Origin of the sequence: Vibrio penaeicida, from assembly GCF_030689305.1 — a bacterium.
Classification (GTDB): domain Bacteria; phylum Pseudomonadota; class Gammaproteobacteria; order Enterobacterales; family Vibrionaceae; genus Vibrio; species Vibrio penaeicida_B.
Genome location: NZ_JAUYVM010000001.1, coordinates 66,155 through 84,101, shown reverse-complemented (window position 1 = coordinate 84,101; position 17,947 = coordinate 66,155). Strand labels below are relative to the sequence as shown.

Sequence of the window (17,947 nt, the reverse complement as noted above, 5' to 3'; positions counted from 1 at the left end):
GGATTAGACTTTAAATTGAGAGGTGGATTGGCTCAGTTGAGCGACAATGTTGCTTAGCTCGTGACTGAGAGATTCAAGTTCGCTAGTAGAATGCGAGACTTGTTGAGAACAATCAGTAAAGTCATCCAGCCGTTGTTGGATCTGATTGGAAGTTTGATGTTGCAATTCAGTCGCCTGAGCAATTTGCTTATTCACCTGAGTGATACTTGCAACCTGCGTAGTGATTTCTGACAAGCTTTGCCCAGCTTCGCGCGCATTGTGTACACCGAGTGACGAGCTCTCTAAGCCTTGAGACATCGCTTCAACTGCGCCATGAGCTTCGTTTTGCAGTTCTACAAGAAGGGCATTTATTTCTGTTGCTGAACTTTGTGTATTGCTGGCAAGCACTCTTACCTCATCAGCTACAACAGCAAACCCACGACCATGCTCACCCGCTCGGGCAGCTTCGATAGCGGCATTGAGTGCCAGCAGGTTTGTTTGCTCCGCGACATTTTGAATGGTGCTCAAGATAGACCCCACGTTATTTGTATTCGATTCAAGTTCCGCTAGTTTGGCAGCGGTAGTTCGAATTTTTTCTGCGAGTAACTCTATTTGATTGGAAGTCTTGGTCACGACTTCTGCCCCTTGCTTTGCTTTTTGATTGGCAGATTGAGCTTGTCGATCGGCTTGTGAGGCGAAATCAACCACATGCTTGATAGAGTCCAGCATTTCGCCAATAGAGCGGGTAACATCTTCAATTTGTATTTGTTGTTGGTTATTTAAAGCCAGCGTGTTCTGAGCGCTGTATTCCATGCGAGTAGAGACTTTTTCAAGCATGTTGCTACTGTTCAGTGTGCTTTTTATGATTATTTGTAGCTTCTCGATGAACTGATTGACTCGACTAACCAGTAGTGAGATTTCATCTTTACCGTTGTATTCAATGCGCGCTGTTAGGTCGCCATCTCCACTGGCAATCTCTTTCATCTTTTGTGTCACTAAAGAAATCGACTTTGTAATGGAATGTTGAATGGCAAATGAAGTGAAACCAAGGGAAACAATAAGGATACCACCCAATAGTATGGAAACAGACGAAGCTTGGTTCGCTTCCGCTTCAGACGTTTGAATGGTCTCTACAACTTGCTTTCGTATACTTTCTCGAAGCTGATCGGAGATAGAGTGCAGCGCTTTAAGTTGTTTATCGATGAGTGTAGCGCGGTGGCTCAACTCGTCGAAAGTGCCATTCAGCTCAATAAAATCTAGGCTGAGCTGTTTTGCTTGCTGAGAGTATGTTTGTAGAGAAGAAGCGAAGTTCTCAAAGTTTTGGGCATACTCAGGCAGTACACGCGCCCCTTTTTGTGCATCGTTGAGTAGCGTTTGAGTGAGTTCATCTGCTGTGATCAGTGCGGATTCATCTTCCATTACAACAGCGGCATCAAATTGCTGTTTTAAGCTCGGAAGTAAAGAGTTCAGTTTTACTGCCCGCTCTAGTGCAGGGTAGTATCGACTTTCTAAAGCATTAAGGCGCTCACTGCTTTCTTTATGGATACTGACATTCATGAAAATGATGGTCAGCAAACTTGCAGATACAATAAGCAGCAACAAGATAAATTGATAGCGGATTGAAATGTAGCGGGACAGTAGCATGACTTCGACTTATATTCGCTGATCACATCGGACCATTTATGAGTTCTGATCATTTTATCGCGCTAGGCGAGTTCTACTGAGTTGTTACATTAAACAATCATCTATCGTTGTTTAGATTTTGAATATAATCCTCTTAAACTACAATAATTCCTCGATGATAATTCTTTTTTTCCAGTTTTTATGCCATTCATTGAGATGAGATACTGGCATTGGCCTAGCAATAAAGTACCCCTGTGCCAACCCATTTTCCCCTGATAGCCCTTGTAAACATGACCAAAGCGATTTGTCTTCGATTCCTTCAGCGACTGTATTGAAATTGAGTCGTTCAGCAAGGAAGAGGCTTGCTTCTACAATCGCTCTCGAAACGTTGCTGTTATTCACGTTTCTAACAAAGTCGACATCCAGTTTTAGTTCTGAAAAGGGCAACTCCTCTAATAATTTGAGAGAGGAATATCCTGTGCCAAAATCGTCAATTGCTAGTGCTACCCCCTTCATGCAGATTCGAGTGGCAGAGGCGAGTGCTTTACCGAGGTTTTGTATAATGTCGGACTCTGTGAGCTCAAGGCGAATGGAAGAAGCTGACAAGGTTCTCTCGTCAATCAGTGTGAACAAATGCTGGGTAAACTCGTCATTCATCAACTCATTCGCAGTGATGTTAAATGCAAACCGACGAAACTCAGTATTGGGTAAATCCCGAATGGCTTGGTTTAAGGTTTGTAATGCGATGGGATGCAACAACCCGAGTTCTTGTACTTTATCTAGGAAGAAATAGGGAGTGAGCACACCATATTCTGGATGGTTCCATCTAATGAGTGTCTCACTTTCTAGCCATTCTCCGGTCTTGAAACTAACAAGTGGTTGGTAGTAAAGCTCGAATTCATTGTTTGCGATTCCCTTAAGGATAGATTTTTCAGTCACAGAGACAGAAATAGATTCTGGAGAGGTTTTTGATGAGTCTTGAACTGAAGTATTGAGTAAGAAAGAAAGCTTTTCAGATGTAACGGGCTTCTCCATTAACCCGATAAGATTTAAACCATACTGTTGACACATTTTTTCGGCAGAATTGATCACGATTTCATTCTGAGCACTGGAAATGATAATTTCACCTTGATAATTCTCTTCTCCGAGCTTTTGAAGCAACTCTATGCCGTCCATTGTTGGCATGTTCAAATCGCAAATAAGTAAATTAGGATGATGTTTTGCGATGTAAACGAGAGCTTCGGTGCCACAAGACACTGAAGATATATGGTTCAATCCAGCTTTTTCCAGTTGTAAATGCAAGAATTTCCTTTGGAAATCATGGTCTTCAATTATTAGTACGTGTCTATTCATTTCGACTCCGGAAGCTATGCGAGCTGCATGCTTTGTGTTTCGATTGAGCGCTTTTCTGCTACGCACGTAACGACTGATCTTTTAAAAAAGCATAAGACCTTTTTACTCATAAGGTTAACTCGAACATGAACTTTATTGAGTTCCGTGTCATTTGAGGATTGCTCTAATACATCAAGAAGAAACAAGTTTGCTAATGACGAATGTTCAAATAACGGTGAGCTAATTAGAGTATTTACCGGATGGCTGGTATTGCTGCCGGATTTGCATTCACACCAAGCGGTAAACAACATTTCATAAGTATTGGAAAACCGATTGTTTGTTGGTAATGGAATCGAATTCCATGTTGCTTTGGGTTTGCTCCAATCACTTTTTGCTAATTGGGCACACAGCAAGAGCTTGTGTTCTTCATCGAACCATAAGTTTTTTCTAAGTCGCTGTTTTAGCCGGTGCAGCATGTTGTCACAAAGAAGGTTCGGCATAATGAATGAGGTCCATAAAAGGCTGGAAATCACTGATGGGTCGCAGCTCCTTTCACTCAATATAGAATTGGTCAGCTCTCTACTTGCACTTATCTCTCCTTTTGCCGTCGACAATGCGAGCTTGAAAGGGTAGCAGTCAGTAGGGCGGTAATCCGCCCGTTGAACAATTGCGTGTAATATCGATTCAGATTGTGAAATCTCTCCCTTTTGTAATAGCAGGAAAGCATAGATAAGCCCGATCTTCGTTGTCGGGTGTGACTTGAAAAATGCCTTAAGAACGATTAAACGATGCTCAAGTGGCACCTGGCTAAAGTGAGAAAACTGCTCAATGACATGGAGTGCCTTTTTGGAGGATGACGTGGACTTTAGCGCAGTCATAAATCCATTAAGCCCGGTCTCTTGGTAGGCATGAATAGCATTCTTACTCAATTTTTGAAGGTTGAGATTGGATTGGATACTTGTCGAGAGTGTATCCATTCTCAATGGTTTTATTATGTAGGCATTGGGGTTGTATGATGAAAAACCTTGTACAACATTCACCGAGTTGTCTGCTGTCGCAACAATCACAATGGTATCGTGAGATCGAAGATCTTGTAGATGTAAGGCTTGCAAAAACTCTAACCCGCTAGCACCGTTGCCTAGGTTCTGATCGATGATGATGACATCGAAAATATGTGTTTTACATAATGAAAGTGCACGGGTAGCACTGGAACACATGAAAATGTTTTCTGCCAAAAAGCCGATCTTTAGAATCATAATCCGCGACGTGTTTCGAATTAACTCGCAATCGTCGACAACGAGAATCTTTTTATTTTGAATGGTATTCATGGGTGCTTTTATGTGTACTCAAATTGGTTAAGAGCGTTTGTAATGGCGATAACTTCTGTCTGCAGCATGTCGTATTTTTGGCTGTCTTCATGTGTGGCGGCATGTTCGAAATCAGCTAGCACATTAGATAGTGCATGGCACTCCAGCATTCTTGCAGCACCTTTCATTCTATGGGTCACTTGCTTTATTTCGTTGTGATTGTCGTTTTCCATTGCAGCGCTGAGTTCTAATAAATCCTTGTTTTGGCTGTCGATGAATTCTTTAACGATTTGCTTGGCAATATCCATGTCACCAAATATGTCGCACACTTTCGTAATATCTATTAGAGGTGCTGCGAGTTGAGAATCTGTTTCGGGTATTTCTGTACTCGGTAACGTGTCAGTTGAGACTGCCTCTTCATCAGAGAAATCTAGAAATCTAGAAATCCAAAATCCAACTCGGTGTTTTCGGAATCCTCTTGCGGGATTTCTAGAGGGGAGAGGTCAGCAGGAAGCAAGCGAGTTATAGCCTCATCCATAATGGGCATTTTGGTCGGCTTAGAGAGGAAATCGTCCATTCCGAGGTCAAGGCACTTTTCGCGCTCTCCCTGAATAGCGTTCGCCGTGAGAGCGATGATAGGTGTCCGTTTTTTCTGAGTCTGGGACTCCAACTGTCTAACAGCACTGGTGAGGGCGTAACCATCCATTTCAGGCATATGGCAATCTGTGATGATAAGACCGTAGCTGTGTTGCTGAAATGCATTAAATGCTTCTTTGCCATCAACAAAAATATCTGCGTGATACCCCAGTTGCTTGAGCTGGCTAGCAATAACTTGACGATTTATAGGGTGATCTTCGGCTACGAGTATCAACCTATTTGAATCAACTGCTTCTTCTCGTGTTTGCTTGGAGGTGCAGCTAAGAGCATCGTGAACCACTTCATTAACTTCGTTGCGAACAGGCTGAGAGTCGATGCAATGTTTGAGCTGAGAAGGGATAATTGGGTTTGAAGACAGCAGCCAATGATCGTCTTTTGGGGTCGGTGAGAGCATGCCTTTCTCAGACAGCACCAAGCATTGAACAGAGTCATGGTTTGATGTCCACCAATCAGCAGTCAGACCTAGGTGAGCATAATCCATTTCTGAAATAAACAGGAAGTCACACTGATGCTTGCTGATCAAGAAATCCAGTTTTTCTTTGCTTTCCGTTTCTCCAAATTCGGTTGATATCCCCCAATCTTTTAAGTAGGCGCTTAGCACCTTTGATTGAAAGAAATCATTAATAATGAGCCCTTGTAGCGGCGCTTTATCCAAGTGCTCGGCAGCTTGAATGACTTCCACGGGCAGAATGATTTTGAATTGAGAGCCGCTGCCAATCTTGCTGCTTACTGCAATGTCGCCGCCCATTTGATTAATGAGCTGTTTACTGATGGTCAACCCTAGCCCAGAGCCTCCAAATTTCCGTGTTGTGCCTTCGTCAGCTTGAACAAATGGTTGAAACAAGCCCTTGAGGTTTTCTTTTTCAATGCCTATTCCGCTGTCCGTTACTTTTATCATGAGTGATTGCTGTTGAGCGGTTTCTTCTACTAGGCTAACGGATAAGTTAATCGTTCCATGTTCGGTGAATTTTACAGCGTTATTGAGTAAGTTATTGAGGACTTGCCCCAAGCGAACTTCATCAATACTAATGGTATGAGCAAGCTCTGGATCGAGCCACAAACCAAACTTGAGCCCTTTGGCGTGAGCATGTCTCGCTTGAAGTTGCGTGATGCGGATGATTAATGTTTCGAATACACAGGGTTGGGGGCTTAACGTCAGTTTACCTGCCTCAATTTTGGAAAAATCCAAAATGTCGTTCACGATGTGCAATAAGTTATTGGCAGACTGCGAAAGGCTACCGTGAATCTTTTCAACTTCTTCAACAACAGGGTATTGTTCGCAAAGTTCCAATAAGCTTACAATCCCTCCGATTGGAGTCCGGATCTCATGGCTCATATTTGCTAAGAAACGGGATTTGGCTTCTGTAGCAGAAATGGCTTTTTGCCTTGCTTCTCGCAATTCTTTTTGTTGCTTTTTAAGTTCGGTTATATCGGTTAGAACAGTATTCCAAATGTAGCTATCATCGGTTTCCGTAATCTTGCTTTGGATGTGTAACCATTTCTCTTCATTATCGATAAGCAGCCCGACATCCTGTGACATATAGCCTTCATTAATGGCTTGACGAACCTTGTGAATCAATTCCCTTTTGTCCTTTTGCCTCATTGGGCTAAAGAAGGTTCGAGGGGAATTCATAAGTTGGTCTGGCTCAATACCAATCAATTCACAAATACCGGCACTCACAAATGTAAAGTGGATGGAATGAAGGTTGCTTTTACTTTGAGTGTGTTGGAGCACAGCACCAATAACATTGTCTGCGAGCTTTTGAACCCTTTGTTCGGCATCACGCGCTCGTTTTCTTGTTAGGTGCAGCTCGGTGATGTCATCGAGTATGGTTACCGTGCCATCAATCTGGTGATCAGGGGTGACATAGGGGCATTTCCAGTAAGCGTAATATTTTTCGACGCCATCAATAACCACTTCATTTTCTAGCCTAGGAAGGGAATAGCCACTCAAAATCAAGTTATCTTCATCTTTGTTGTTAACAAGAGACTCGGTTAGGTAATTGAGGTACTTGAGATCGCTCGCGGACTTATTCGTGCTCTGGATAATGCCGTTAGCGTCGCGAACAACGATAGGAAAGGGAATCGCATCTAACAGCGAACGCTCATAGTTGACACGTTTTTGCAGTTCTTCTTCTGCTCTCTTTCTATGGAAAACTTCTTTTTTGAGTTTCCAGTTCCATGCGATAAACAGCAAAATAATAAAGCCAGCAATCCCAGCAACGGTGAGAAACCCATAAACAACATCTTTACTGTTGATTCCAGTTTCGTAGTTCGCATTACGCCACTTTTTATGGATGTCTTGAATCCGTTGTGGAGGAATCGCGTTCAACGCTTTGTTGATGATGTTGATTAAAAGCTGCTGATCTTTCTCGACTGAGAATGAAATGGGTACTTCCGCGTTTTTGTTCATCAGGCTAACAACTCGTAGCTGACCAGCGTACTTGGATTGAAGTTTGGGGGAGGCAATGAAGAGGGACATCATTGCTTTATCGACTTCTTTTTGATCAAGAGCTTCGAGAAGTTGGTCGCTGCTGTCGTAAAGAACGACGTTACATGCGGCACAATAGTCTCGAATTTTGTCTATTCCTACAGTGTCCTTTACTGTGCCGATCTTAGCGTTATCCAAATCTGAAAAAATCAGGTCACTTTTGTAGTTCTCACTCCGACCAATGAGTACCCATGGCTCCCGCATATAAGGGTGTGAAAACAAATGGTCGGCGTATTTGGCTTGCTCCGAAGAGCTCGCGGCGTGAATAAGGGGTAACGGATTGGAATGATGATAATCGATTGGCTCGTTTTCAATGGAATCGAGATTTAAGTATTCCAATTGCACCCCTGTGAGCCGAGATATCTCTTGCAAGATTTCCGCTGAGATACCCTGATGACCCACATTTGAATTAAAGAAATCGATAGGGGGCGTATTGCCCTTTGTGATGACTAATAATTGAGGGTTGTTAGCTAACCATTTTTGCTCTGCTTCGGTGAGAGCAAGCGTGTCACTTTTAACCAGTAAGAAACGTTCTTGTGTTTCATCTAGCCATTCTTTCAGGACTTCGGAATAGCGAGTACTTCGTTTGAAGCTGTCAATGGCTTTATTAAAATTATCGATCAGTTGGCTATTGCCACTTCTTGTCGCCAGATAATGGCTTTGCACAGGAAGATCATCGAACAGTGAAATTGACAAAAAATCAGCGTAAGGGCCGGATTGGAGCTGTTGATACAGCATGAGACCATCACCAACCGTTGCGTAGGATACTTCCATTGCCACGTTGAAAATGGCATCAGAGACCGAGTCGGACCTAATAAATTTCGCATTTGGGTACAACTCTTTAAGAAAGGCTTCTCCATTTATATAAGACAAAGTGTGTGTATTTAACTCATGGTGATACCCAATTTGTTCACGCGCTAAACCTATTTGCCGAGAAGATATCATGGGGTTTGAATACGAAAGCGACGTATCTTTGTAGTTTATGCCTTGTGTCGTTATTGCATCGATTTCTTTTTTAACAAGAGCTTGGTGGAGTGCTTTTGGGGATGTGTACGCCCTAAATTCTACATTTCCACGCATATAGTATTGGAATTCACGGATGATACTTGGCAAAAGACCGATGACATTACCATTCTCAACCAGCGAATACGGAGAAAGGTCATCACTGAGAAAACCAATGTGAAACGTTTCGTTGTATTTGTCTTCATCTGTTAGCTCTGCTTGCAGGGTAAAGCTTATAGCAAACAAACAAATCATCGATAGAGCATGGGTAATTGCTTTCATTTTTAAACTCAGTCATCGCAAGTTGTCAGATTTTAAAAAAAATGGAACAAGTTCGATATTTACCATGTTAAACAATGGGGTAGCTTTGTTTAGTAGTGAGAGAAAAGAATAAAAAAAGCGAGGGTGTTCGATGATTTTTTTAATGATACAAAGAAGAGAGACTAGTTTTTAACAAAAAGCTCACTGAGAGTATGTCGAGTTGGCAGTGTTTCTAGGCGTTATCTTTGTTTGGCTCTTTATATTAAGTAAAAAGCTCATAAAGTTTTGAGTTGTCTCATATTTTAGTAAATGGCTCATCGTGTCAAAATGGTTTTGTGACATTAAGCCAGAAAAACTGCTAAACGTTCCTTGTACTGTATAGCAAATGTTACTATCATTCTTATAAATTATTGTAGTTATATAGAAAAACGTTTCGCAATAAAGGTGATGTTTCGTGGAACCAACTATCTCCAGTTTACGGCAAATTTTTCAAAATAAGGTCCATTCCGCTTCTGGCGCGCAATCTTCCGTTTCCGGTTCTGCATCTACCTTATCTGTTTTAACAAAAGAAGAACTTTCAGAGCTTGAAAACCTCTGGGTTCAGCTTATTCTTTGGCAGAAGAAACAACATTAGGCGGTTTATTTTCAATCTAGTGCTGCTTTAACCACCCAAAGCAGGTGGTTCAACCTATTCTAATTCTCCTTTAAGCCCGCAAACGTTGCGGGCTTTTTCATTTTATTCACGTTTCAGGTGAAGGAGGTTTTGTGATTACTGTTAATTGTTATAATATAACAATTGTTAATCGGGGAGATAGGGAGTGATCGGTTGATTATCATATCTCGTATCCCCATCTAGTAGTCAGAATGCCTCTGTCATACAATATAGAGAGCGAATATAAGAGTGTGCAGAGCACATTCATCATAAATGGGAAGAGTTATGGCGGAAGTACGAGCCAGAGTAGAGTTGAAAGTTGGTTCTAAAAGTCACATCGACGCAGAATTATTGTCTTTTCACGGATTAGAAACAGATAAAGAACATGTCGCGATTATTTTCAAATCAGCCGATAAAGAAAGCAAAACACCGCTGGTTAGAATGCACTCCGAGTGTCTAACTGGTGATGTTTTTCACTCCTCACGTTGTGACTGTGGAGAACAGCTAGATGAAACCATTGAAAAAATGGGTGAGCTAGGCGGCATCATTCTTTATTTGCGTCAAGAAGGGCGTGGCATTGGCTTGTACAACAAAATTGATGCTTATCGTTTACAGAGTGAAGGTATGAACACGTATGAAGCAAACAATCATTTAGGCTTTGGTGATGATCTCAGAGATTTCACGGAAGCGGCTCAAATGCTTGAAGCATTAGACGTTAAAAAGATTCGCCTGATCACCAATAATCCAAAGAAGATAAAAGAGCTGCAAGATCATCGAATCGAGATAGAAGAAGTGGTGAACACCCATGCTCATATCAAACATGGAAACGAGAGCTATTTGAAAGCAAAAGTCTCGCATGGTAAGCACTTACTGGATTTGTGATAGATCTATTATTTGTTTGAAATAAACCCCACAAATGTGGGGTTTTTTCGTTTTTGTCGCTTGAAATTAAAATGTAAATTTGTATGATCGAAATCTAGGTGCAAATGATAATAATTAGCACTACTAATCACATATAATTTTTTTTTGCTCAACAAGGACGATTTCCATGATCTCAAAACGAATCATTGCTCGTGCCATTACTGCTTCACTTCTTGTGACCAGTGGTGCGTCAATTGCGGCTGTCACTAAAGGCCAAGTAGTAGAGCATTACGCAGACCTCGCTCACGCTGTTTTTTCTGATGCGACCATTACTGCCAAGAACCTCGATCAATCCATTGACCAATTCCTAGCAAACCCTTCTAAAACCTCTTTGGAATCTGTACGTCAAGCTTGGATCGATTCTCGTGTACCTTATCAACAAACAGAAGTATTCCGATTCGGAAATGCTGTTGTTGATGACTGGGAAGGTCAGTTGAATGCATGGCCATTAGATGAAGGCTTGATCGACTACGTGACAAGCGACTACCAATATGAATTAGGTAACGAAGGCGCGCAGGCTAACATCGTTGCGAATACTAAAATTCAGGTAGGTTCTCAAGTCGTTGACGCGAGTGAGATTACACCTCAGCTGATTGCCGATCTAAATGAGATTGGTGGATCTGAAGCAAACGTTGCATCTGGTTACCATGCCATTGAGTTTTTGCTTTGGGGTCAGGATCTAAACGGTACTAACTCTGGTGCTGGCGAACGTTCATACACCGATTTTGTTGACGGTTCCGGTTGTACCAACGGTAACTGTGACCGCCGCCGCGATTACTTGAAAGCAGCATCTCAGCTTCTCATCCAAGATCTTGAGTGGATGGAAAAGCAGTGGGCGCCAAATCAATCAGACAACTACCGTAAAGAACTTCTAGCAGGTTCAGCAGATAATGGCTTGCGCAAGATGCTATTCGGCATGGGTTCACTTTCTCTTGGTGAGCTTGCAGGTGAGCGCATGAAAGTTGCGTTAGAAGCAAACTCGACGGAAGACGAGCACGATTGTTTCTCAGATAATACTCACAACTCTCATTACTACAACGAACAAGGTATCTATAACGTTTTCACAGGCTTGTACAAGCGTGAAAATGGTCAGCTTGTTTCAGGTCCGAGTATTTATGACTTAGTTGCTCAAAAAGACAAACAAGCAGCGAAAGAAATCCAGAAGCAATTTGATATGGCGCGTGCTCAGGTTGGTCAATTAGTGGTTTCTGCAGAGAAAAACAACCAACACTTTGATCAGTTGATTGCATCTAATAATACACAAGGTAATGCACTGGTTAACGACACCATAATGTCTCTCGTAACGCAGACAGGTTCTATTGAGCGTGCTGCTAACATTATTGGCATCGATAGCCTTAACCCAGATACTGCTGACCACGAGTTTTAATCGCACATTATTATAAAAATATTAAAGGGCTCTATACCCAAGTGACCTCAAGATGCAGGATTCAGAGCCGCATATTCTGTTTCAGTTCAAGGAGAAGAACGCAGTGGAATGATAGATCCTTTCCAAGTTCTTTGACGATGAAATGGGGCAGAATATGGGCTCCCTTGGGCGAGTTTAACTGGCTTTCATACTGCGTTACCGATTCTTAATTTAGAATGACTAGATCTTCAAATCGGTGCCTTGTCTGAAAGCCAGTTAACTCTCGCTGAACCAAGCATCTTGAGGTCACATGGGTATGTTAGAGCCCTTTTTACACTTGAGAAGCCAAGAATGAAGCAGTTTTTAATTCCTACCATTGTTTCAAGCCTAATCGCAACGAGCGTCTATGCGTACGATACCAAGTCGGGTGGTAACACCAGTGTGAAGAAAGATGGCTCGAATGCCTTTTCTTTACCTGCCAACAACCTACCCATGACATCGCGTCTAGATTTCAGTGTCGGTAACAGCTTTTTCCGTAACCCGTGGGTTCAAGCGCCAGCTTCAACAGATGCTCGAGATGGCTTAGGTCCTTTGTTTAATACCAATGGTTGCCAAAATTGCCACATTAAAGATGGACGTGGCCACCCGCCAGAGCCTGGTGAAGAAAATGCTGTTTCCATGTTAGTTAGGTTAAGTATTCCGGCAATGACTCCAGAACAAAAACAACAGTTCATACGCGATGGTATTGTTCCTGAACCTACATACGGTGGGCAGTTACAAGATTTTGGTCTTCCTGACGCCAAGCCAGAAGGGAAAATCAAACTCACCTACAGTGATGTAGAAGTGGCGTTTTCCGATGGTGAAAAAGTGGTATTAAGAAAACCCAATCTAAGTATCACCAACCTAAATTATGGCCCAATGCACCCAGATACGCAGCTTTCTGCTCGTATTGCGCCTCCAATGATTGGCCTAGGGCTTTTAGAAGCGATTCCGGAAGAGACTATCCAAGCGATGGCTGATCCTGAAGACAAGAACAAAGATGGAATTTCAGGAAAAGCAAACCGCGTATGGGACGTCGCGGCAAACGATTATGCATTGGGTCGATTTGGCTGGAAAGCGGGTCAACCTAATCTTATGCAGCAGAATGCGGCCGCCTTTAACGGAGACTTAGGTCTAACGAGCGCGCTATTCCCAAATGAAAACTGCACCAGTGCACAGTCTATTTGTGCCGACTTACCTCATGGTGGAAAACCAGAAGTCAGTGAGAAAATCCTGAACTTTGTCGAATTTTATTCTCAACATTTAGCAGTACCAATTCGAAGAAATGTGAAAGATCCTCAAGTCATATTAGGTCAGGCTAAATTTGCTGAAGCGGGATGCCAATCTTGCCATGCTGTAAACATTAAAACGGCCAAAAATGATCGCCTGCCTGCATTATCAGAACAGACCATTCACCCTTATACTGATATGTTATTGCATGATATGGGCGAAGGGCTTGCAGATAACAGACCAGAGTATCTTGCAAATGGTCGTGAATGGAGAACGCCACCACTTTGGGGCATTGGTTATACACAAGAAGTGAATAAGCATACGAATTTCTTACATGATGGTCGCGCCAGAAATGTTATGGAGGCCGTACTTTGGCATGGTGGAGAAGCAAAACCAGCGCAAGAGAAAGTACTAAACATGTCGAAAAAAGAGCGTGAAGCTTTGGTCGCGTTCCTTAACTCACTGTAATTGAGGCGAATCATGAAAAAAACACTGAGTTTATGTCTACTCGCTTTGACGGGGTGCCAAGCCAACGATGCTGAGATTCCTCAAGCCGTTATGGTTCAGAGCGGCGATAACGGCTCAGCCGTTGCCTATGACCCAGCGACAAAAGATTACGCGGGTAGCCATGCAAGTGAAGCCGTTTATGAAGTTGAAAAAGAAGCGGCGTTTCTACTGCTTGCAGAAAGTAAACTTCAAGCACTCAGTTGGCAACAATACTGTCGTTCACAGGATTTGAGCGAGGACGCGCTTAAGTCTGTTTGGCATAGCACCATGATCAGCTGGATAGCATTACAAGGACAAGAACGAGGTCCTGAAGATGCATTAAATGAAAGTTGGAATATGCAGTTTTGGCCAGATAAAAAGAACACGACGGGCAGAAAAATGTCTGCATTAGTGAAGTCAAACCAAGTCTGGACAGCTGAACAAATCTCTACAAAAAGCGTGACTGTTCAAGGTTTAGGAGCCATTGAGTGGTTGCTGTATGATTCGGCGTCGCCGATTTCAACGGATAAAGCTAAGACTTGTCAGAGCGGTTTGGCGATCAGTGAAAACATTGCTAACCGAGCCCAAGTGATTGCACAGGCATGGGAAGAAAACCCGTGGCGATCATTGGATAGCAACAAGTGGAACTCTGAATACCTTAGCCTACTGTCGAACCAGTTGGAATATAGCTTGAAAAAGATGAGTAGACCGCTCGCTAAGATCGGCAATCCTCGACCGTACTTTTCGGAATCTTGGCGCTCACAAACGTCGCTATCAAACCTAAAAGCAAACGTAAAGGCTCTGCAGTCTCTTTACTTGGCGTATGGGTATGGTCTCGACAATCAATTGAGGCAACGTGGAAGAGAAGCACTGGCAAACGCGATTGTTGAGCAGTTTGAACTCACTCTTGATACATGGCCGGAGGATGCAAGCCTATTTGCACAACTAAAGTCGAAAGAAGGCTATCAAAGCACGTTAGCGCAATACAATAAATTGGATCATTTGAAATATCTGATCCATGAAGAGGTCGCGATTGAATTGGGTGTAGTAGTAGGGTTTAACGCAACTGATGGTGACTGATCACACACGTAGAAGGCTGCTCAAAGCAGCCTTATTTGGTGCTTCTGCGCCATTTTTAACGGTCGCTTGCTCATCAAGAGGGCAAACGCACGACTCTTCATCTGCCCTAAATTCGCCTGCATTGATAGGATGCTCCATTCTAAACCGCGATAAATACTTTGCGACGGTCGCAGATATAGAAGGCAGCCCAATCCACCAGATTCCGCTTCCTGCAAGAGGCCATGGTGTGGCAATCCACAAAATTGGATCACTGGCAGTGGTCTTTGGTCGCAGACCGGGTGCTTTCTTCCAGCCTTTTGATTTTCACACTGGTGACATGCTACCGATTGTGGCAGCGAAACCTGAGCGTCATTTTTACGGGCACGGCGTGTTTTCTCCTGATGGGCAATTATTGTATGCCACGGAAGGGGAAAAAAGCTCAAGTCGAGGGATCATCGGTGTTTATGACGTTGCTAGAAACTTCGAAAAGGTTTCAGAGTTCACAGGGTTTGGCTTAGGACCTCACGAAATCATCATGTTACCTAGCGGCAATTTAGCGGTGGGAGTCGGTGGGGTTCACACCAACGGGCGCACACCGTTGAACCTCGAAACAATGTCGCCATCGCTTAGCTATATAAGCGCTGAAGGCAAAATATTAGAGCAAGTATCGCTTCTAGATAACAAACTGAGTATTCGCCATTTGGCCTATGGAATTGATGATTCCACTCACTCTCAAGGTCTCGTTTTTTGTGGGCAACAGTATCGTGGTTCACCAGAAGATTATCCAGCTCTGCTCGCTGCCCATCGATTAGGGCAACCTATGGTTCAATTTAACGCAGAACCTGAGCAGTGGGCGCGCTTTAATCACTATATCGCAAGCATCGCGGTGGCGGGTGATTGGGTACTAGCTACATCTCCAAGAGGGAATTGCTATGGGATATGGCGCATATCAACTGGAGAATTATTGGAAATTGAATCACTTCCTGATGCTTCGGGGGTTGTTGTTAATAACAATTCTTTCAAAATAAGCTCAGGTGCAGGAAAGGTGATTTCACGACCAGTTCAAGGTGATGAAAAAAAATATTCATCCGGTATTCATTGGGATAACCACTGGTCGGCGATAATCTAAAAACTGATACAAGTTTTTACAGTATTTTTTGCCATACTTTAGGAACACATATATTAGAAACTAAAGTAAGTGAGGCTGGCTATGGGATTGAAGAAGTGCTGTTTTTTCATACTTATAGCTATGCTTCCGTACTTTTCGTCAGCGAACAATTACTACGCTGCAACATGGGTAAACAGCTCAACCCCAATAGGGGTGACTTTGTCGCATCAAGACGCCATCACTTCGCTTTACCACGAATATCAATACCAACCTATTTGGTTTCAATACGATGCGATCGTTGCGTTTGAATCTCAGTTAGAAAACCTAGCACTATCGGACGTAAGTGAGCTTTTTTATAAAAGGTTGATGGCACTCAAAGAAGCTCGTTATCACAATCGCTGGCAAGAGTTTGATGTTCTGGCGACAGACACTCTCTTGAATTACATCAGCTATACAGAGTTGGCTCAATCCATGGGGAAGGGGTGGTTTTTTGGAGGAAGAGTGCCTGCAACCCTGCCTCTTCCTTCTGAAATTAACTTGAATGCGTTTCGTGTGGCGTTATCTCAGGACAAGTTGGTTGAGTTTATTTCAGCTCTGGCGCCGCAGTCTCCTCTATATTCCAACTATCAATTTGCGATTCGTGAGCTCAAGCCATGGCTTAACATCTATTTGAGCGATTACACCCAAAAAAGACGATACGCTCGTCGTGGAGATAAGCTTTCACATAAACGCGTATTGCTTAATCGACTTGAGGTGTTGAGGTACGACGTATCGTCGGTAGATCTTTCAACCCAAAACAATGCAGATAAACGATACGACACCAACCTTGAAGTGTTGATCAAACAGTTTCAAACGCAGCATGGCCTAGAGCCTGATGGCATTATTGGACCTAAAACGATCAAATGGATTAACGTGTCGATTGAGGAACGCCTTCGACTCATCGCGTTGAATGCGCAGCGGTTGCGTATCTGGCCTCTTCAAAGAGATCGCATTGTGTTGGTCAACGTTCCTCAATATTCCATGTCGTACTGGTTAGATGGGAAAGAGACCTTTTCTTCCGATGTGATAGTCGGCCGGCCTTCTAGGAAGACGCCTTTGATTGACACCAGAATGGATTCAGTGATTGTGAATCCGAGTTGGAATGTGCCTCGTAAAATCATGGAGAAAGACATATTACCCAAGGTCATCAACGAGGAATCGTATTTGACCAGCCATAACTATGAGATTGTAGAAAGCTGGCACAATCGGACATTGATCGATCCAAAAGAGATCGATTGGGCGAGCATTGACCCCAAGCAATTTCCCTATCGCATGCGTCAAACCTCCGGACCATTTAATGCACTAGGGAAATACAAATTCAACACCCCAAATAAGAACGCGATCTTCTTGCATGATACGCCAGCTAAGTCGTTGTTTACTCAATCTCGGCGGGCATTCAGTTCTGGCTGTATTCGGATTGAGTCTGCAGAGAATTTTGCGCACCTTTTGTTAAACACCCATTCCAAAATGCGCCCCAGCCATCATGAAAGAATAAGCCGAGAAGAAACGGTTGCGGTTGCATTAAAAGAGAGGATACCAGTGTCCATCATTTACCAAACGGTTTGGACGGAAAACGGGCAAGTTCAATATCGCAGTGACGTTTACAAATACGACCAACTGAGTCGTAGTTCAAATTTTGACGCTAAACTTACAAATTTGATCAATTTAAATAAAAATCTTTCTGCTCAATAACTAACCACTACTATTAGGTCGAACCGTCAATAATTTGAGCTGCTGGCTAATTGACGGTTATATCAATTGTGGTTACTGTCGCGACTTTGCAAACCGCGCTAGACCATTGAGATGACAACACGAGAACTCACTCGCAGAGATTTTTTACGCAGTACCGTTTTAGTTGGTGCTGTGGCGACTCTTCCTTTTACTCCTTCAGTACTTGCAACATATGCAAATCAGCCGCGAACATTGGTACTCAATAACCTACATACGGGTGAATTGCTTGAGTCTTGCTACTTCGATGGCAAACAGTATGTGTCAGACGAGATGGCTCTTATAAACCGTTTGTGCCGCGATCATCGTCGAAATGAAGTGCATGCAATGGATAGAGCTTTATTCGATCAGATAAATGCCATTCAGCGCATCATTGGCAGTGAAGCGGAAGTTCAAATCATTTCCGGATACCGATCGCCAACAACGAATGAAGCGTTACGTAAAAAATCCAAAGCGGTCGCTAAAAAAAGTTACCACATGCAAGGAAGAGCGATCGATTTTAGATTGGATGGCGTTCGGTTGTCCGAAGTTAAAAAAGCGGCACTTTCCTTAAAAGCGGGCGGAGTAGGGTATTACCCTAAAAATAATTTTATCCATATTGATACTGGTCCCGTTCGAGCTTGGTAGCCTTCTTTTCAGCCCGTCTCTTTGCTTGTAAAAATTTAAG

The 17,947-nt window shown here is 43.0% G+C and carries 13 protein-coding genes; 8 read left to right on the top strand and 5 right to left on the bottom strand.

Annotated features, from left to right (window positions below):
- Window positions 1–3 precede the first annotated feature (3 nt).
- The 5 genes from Q8W40_RS00345 to Q8W40_RS00325 all read right to left on the bottom strand — a co-directional run bounded on the left by Q8W40_RS00345 (window position 4) and on the right by Q8W40_RS00325 (window position 8,673).
- Complete coding sequence (locus Q8W40_RS00345) at window positions 4–1,623, bottom strand: methyl-accepting chemotaxis protein (protein ID WP_305395388.1); 1,620 nt, start codon at window positions 1,621–1,623, stop codon at window positions 4–6.
- A 138-nt stretch (window positions 1,624–1,761) separates the two neighbouring features.
- Window positions 1,762–2,955, bottom strand: coding sequence for an EAL domain-containing response regulator (locus Q8W40_RS00340; protein ID WP_305395387.1), 1,194 nt, complete (start codon window positions 2,953–2,955; stop codon window positions 1,762–1,764).
- Window positions 2,956–2,969: 14 nt separating this feature from the next.
- Window positions 2,970–4,262 carry a response regulator gene (locus Q8W40_RS00335; protein WP_305395386.1) on the bottom strand — a complete coding sequence of 431 codons (1,293 nt, stop codon included), beginning with the start codon at window positions 4,260–4,262 and terminating at the stop codon, window positions 2,970–2,972.
- A gap of 8 nt (window positions 4,263–4,270) precedes the next feature.
- Window positions 4,271–4,570, bottom strand: coding sequence for an Hpt domain-containing protein (locus Q8W40_RS00330; protein WP_305395385.1), 300 nt, complete (start codon window positions 4,568–4,570; stop codon window positions 4,271–4,273).
- A gap of 101 nt (window positions 4,571–4,671) precedes the next feature.
- Entirely contained in the window at window positions 4,672–8,673 is a 4,002-nt protein-coding gene (locus Q8W40_RS00325) for an ATP-binding protein (RefSeq protein WP_305395384.1), read from the bottom strand.
- A 433-nt stretch (window positions 8,674–9,106) separates the two neighbouring features.
- Here Q8W40_RS00325 and Q8W40_RS00320 point away from each other — a divergent pair, with 433 nt between their 5' ends.
- The 8 genes from Q8W40_RS00320 to Q8W40_RS00285 all read left to right on the top strand — a co-directional run bounded on the left by Q8W40_RS00320 (window position 9,107) and on the right by Q8W40_RS00285 (window position 17,907).
- Window positions 9,107–9,286 carry a hypothetical protein gene (locus Q8W40_RS00320; RefSeq protein ID WP_101115543.1) on the top strand — a complete coding sequence of 60 codons (180 nt, stop codon included), beginning with the start codon at window positions 9,107–9,109 and terminating at the stop codon, window positions 9,284–9,286.
- 303 nt (window positions 9,287–9,589) lie between these two features.
- Window positions 9,590–10,186: a GTP cyclohydrolase II gene (locus tag Q8W40_RS00315; RefSeq protein ID WP_305395383.1), complete on the top strand. Its 597-nt coding sequence runs from the start codon at window positions 9,590–9,592 to the stop codon at window positions 10,184–10,186.
- Window positions 10,187–10,352: 166 nt separating this feature from the next.
- Window positions 10,353–11,612 carry an imelysin family protein gene (locus Q8W40_RS00310; protein WP_305395382.1) on the top strand — a complete coding sequence of 420 codons (1,260 nt, stop codon included), beginning with the start codon at window positions 10,353–10,355 and terminating at the stop codon, window positions 11,610–11,612.
- 330 nt (window positions 11,613–11,942) lie between these two features.
- Window positions 11,943–13,328, top strand: coding sequence for a di-heme oxidoreductase family protein (locus tag Q8W40_RS00305; RefSeq protein WP_305395381.1), 1,386 nt, complete (start codon window positions 11,943–11,945; stop codon window positions 13,326–13,328).
- Window positions 13,329–13,340: 12 nt separating this feature from the next.
- Window positions 13,341–14,426, top strand: coding sequence for an imelysin family protein (locus tag Q8W40_RS00300; RefSeq protein ID WP_305395380.1), 1,086 nt, complete (start codon window positions 13,341–13,343; stop codon window positions 14,424–14,426).
- A complete protein-coding gene (locus tag Q8W40_RS00295; protein ID WP_305395379.1) occupies window positions 14,416–15,534 on the top strand; it encodes a DUF1513 domain-containing protein in 1,119 nt (372 codons plus the stop codon). The genes Q8W40_RS00300 and Q8W40_RS00295 overlap by 11 nt, the downstream gene beginning before the upstream one ends.
- Before the next feature lie 81 nt (window positions 15,535–15,615).
- Window positions 15,616–17,244: a L,D-transpeptidase family protein gene (locus tag Q8W40_RS00290; RefSeq protein ID WP_305395378.1), complete on the top strand. Its 1,629-nt coding sequence runs from the start codon at window positions 15,616–15,618 to the stop codon at window positions 17,242–17,244.
- 111 nt (window positions 17,245–17,355) lie between these two features.
- Window positions 17,356–17,907 (top strand): DUF882 domain-containing protein, encoded by a 552-nt coding sequence (locus tag Q8W40_RS00285; RefSeq protein WP_305395377.1) that lies wholly within the window; start codon window positions 17,356–17,358, stop codon window positions 17,905–17,907.
- Window positions 17,908–17,947 lie beyond the last annotated feature (40 nt).

Excerpts from the sequence above, each read along its gene's own strand:
- Q8W40_RS00345 (WP_305395388.1), bottom strand. The coding sequence starts at position 1,623 with ATGCTACTGTCCCGCTACATTTCAATCCGCTATCAATTTATCTTGTTG.
- Q8W40_RS00340 (WP_305395387.1), bottom strand. The coding sequence starts at position 2,955 with ATGAATAGACACGTACTAATAATTGAAGACCATGATTTCCAAAGGAAA.
- Q8W40_RS00335 (WP_305395386.1), bottom strand. The coding sequence starts at position 4,262 with ATGAATACCATTCAAAATAAAAAGATTCTCGTTGTCGACGATTGCGAG.
- Q8W40_RS00325 (WP_305395384.1), bottom strand. The coding sequence starts at position 8,673 with ATGAAAGCAATTACCCATGCTCTATCGATGATTTGTTTGTTTGCTATA.
- Q8W40_RS00315 (WP_305395383.1), top strand. The coding sequence starts at position 9,590 with ATGGCGGAAGTACGAGCCAGAGTAGAGTTGAAAGTTGGTTCTAAAAGT.
- Q8W40_RS00310 (WP_305395382.1), top strand. The coding sequence starts at position 10,353 with ATGATCTCAAAACGAATCATTGCTCGTGCCATTACTGCTTCACTTCTT.
- Q8W40_RS00305 (WP_305395381.1), top strand. The coding sequence starts at position 11,943 with ATGAAGCAGTTTTTAATTCCTACCATTGTTTCAAGCCTAATCGCAACG.
- Q8W40_RS00300 (WP_305395380.1), top strand. The coding sequence starts at position 13,341 with ATGAAAAAAACACTGAGTTTATGTCTACTCGCTTTGACGGGGTGCCAA.
- Q8W40_RS00295 (WP_305395379.1), top strand. The coding sequence starts at position 14,416 with ATGGTGACTGATCACACACGTAGAAGGCTGCTCAAAGCAGCCTTATTT.
- Q8W40_RS00290 (WP_305395378.1), top strand. The coding sequence starts at position 15,616 with ATGGGATTGAAGAAGTGCTGTTTTTTCATACTTATAGCTATGCTTCCG.
- Q8W40_RS00285 (WP_305395377.1), top strand. The coding sequence starts at position 17,356 with ATGACAACACGAGAACTCACTCGCAGAGATTTTTTACGCAGTACCGTT.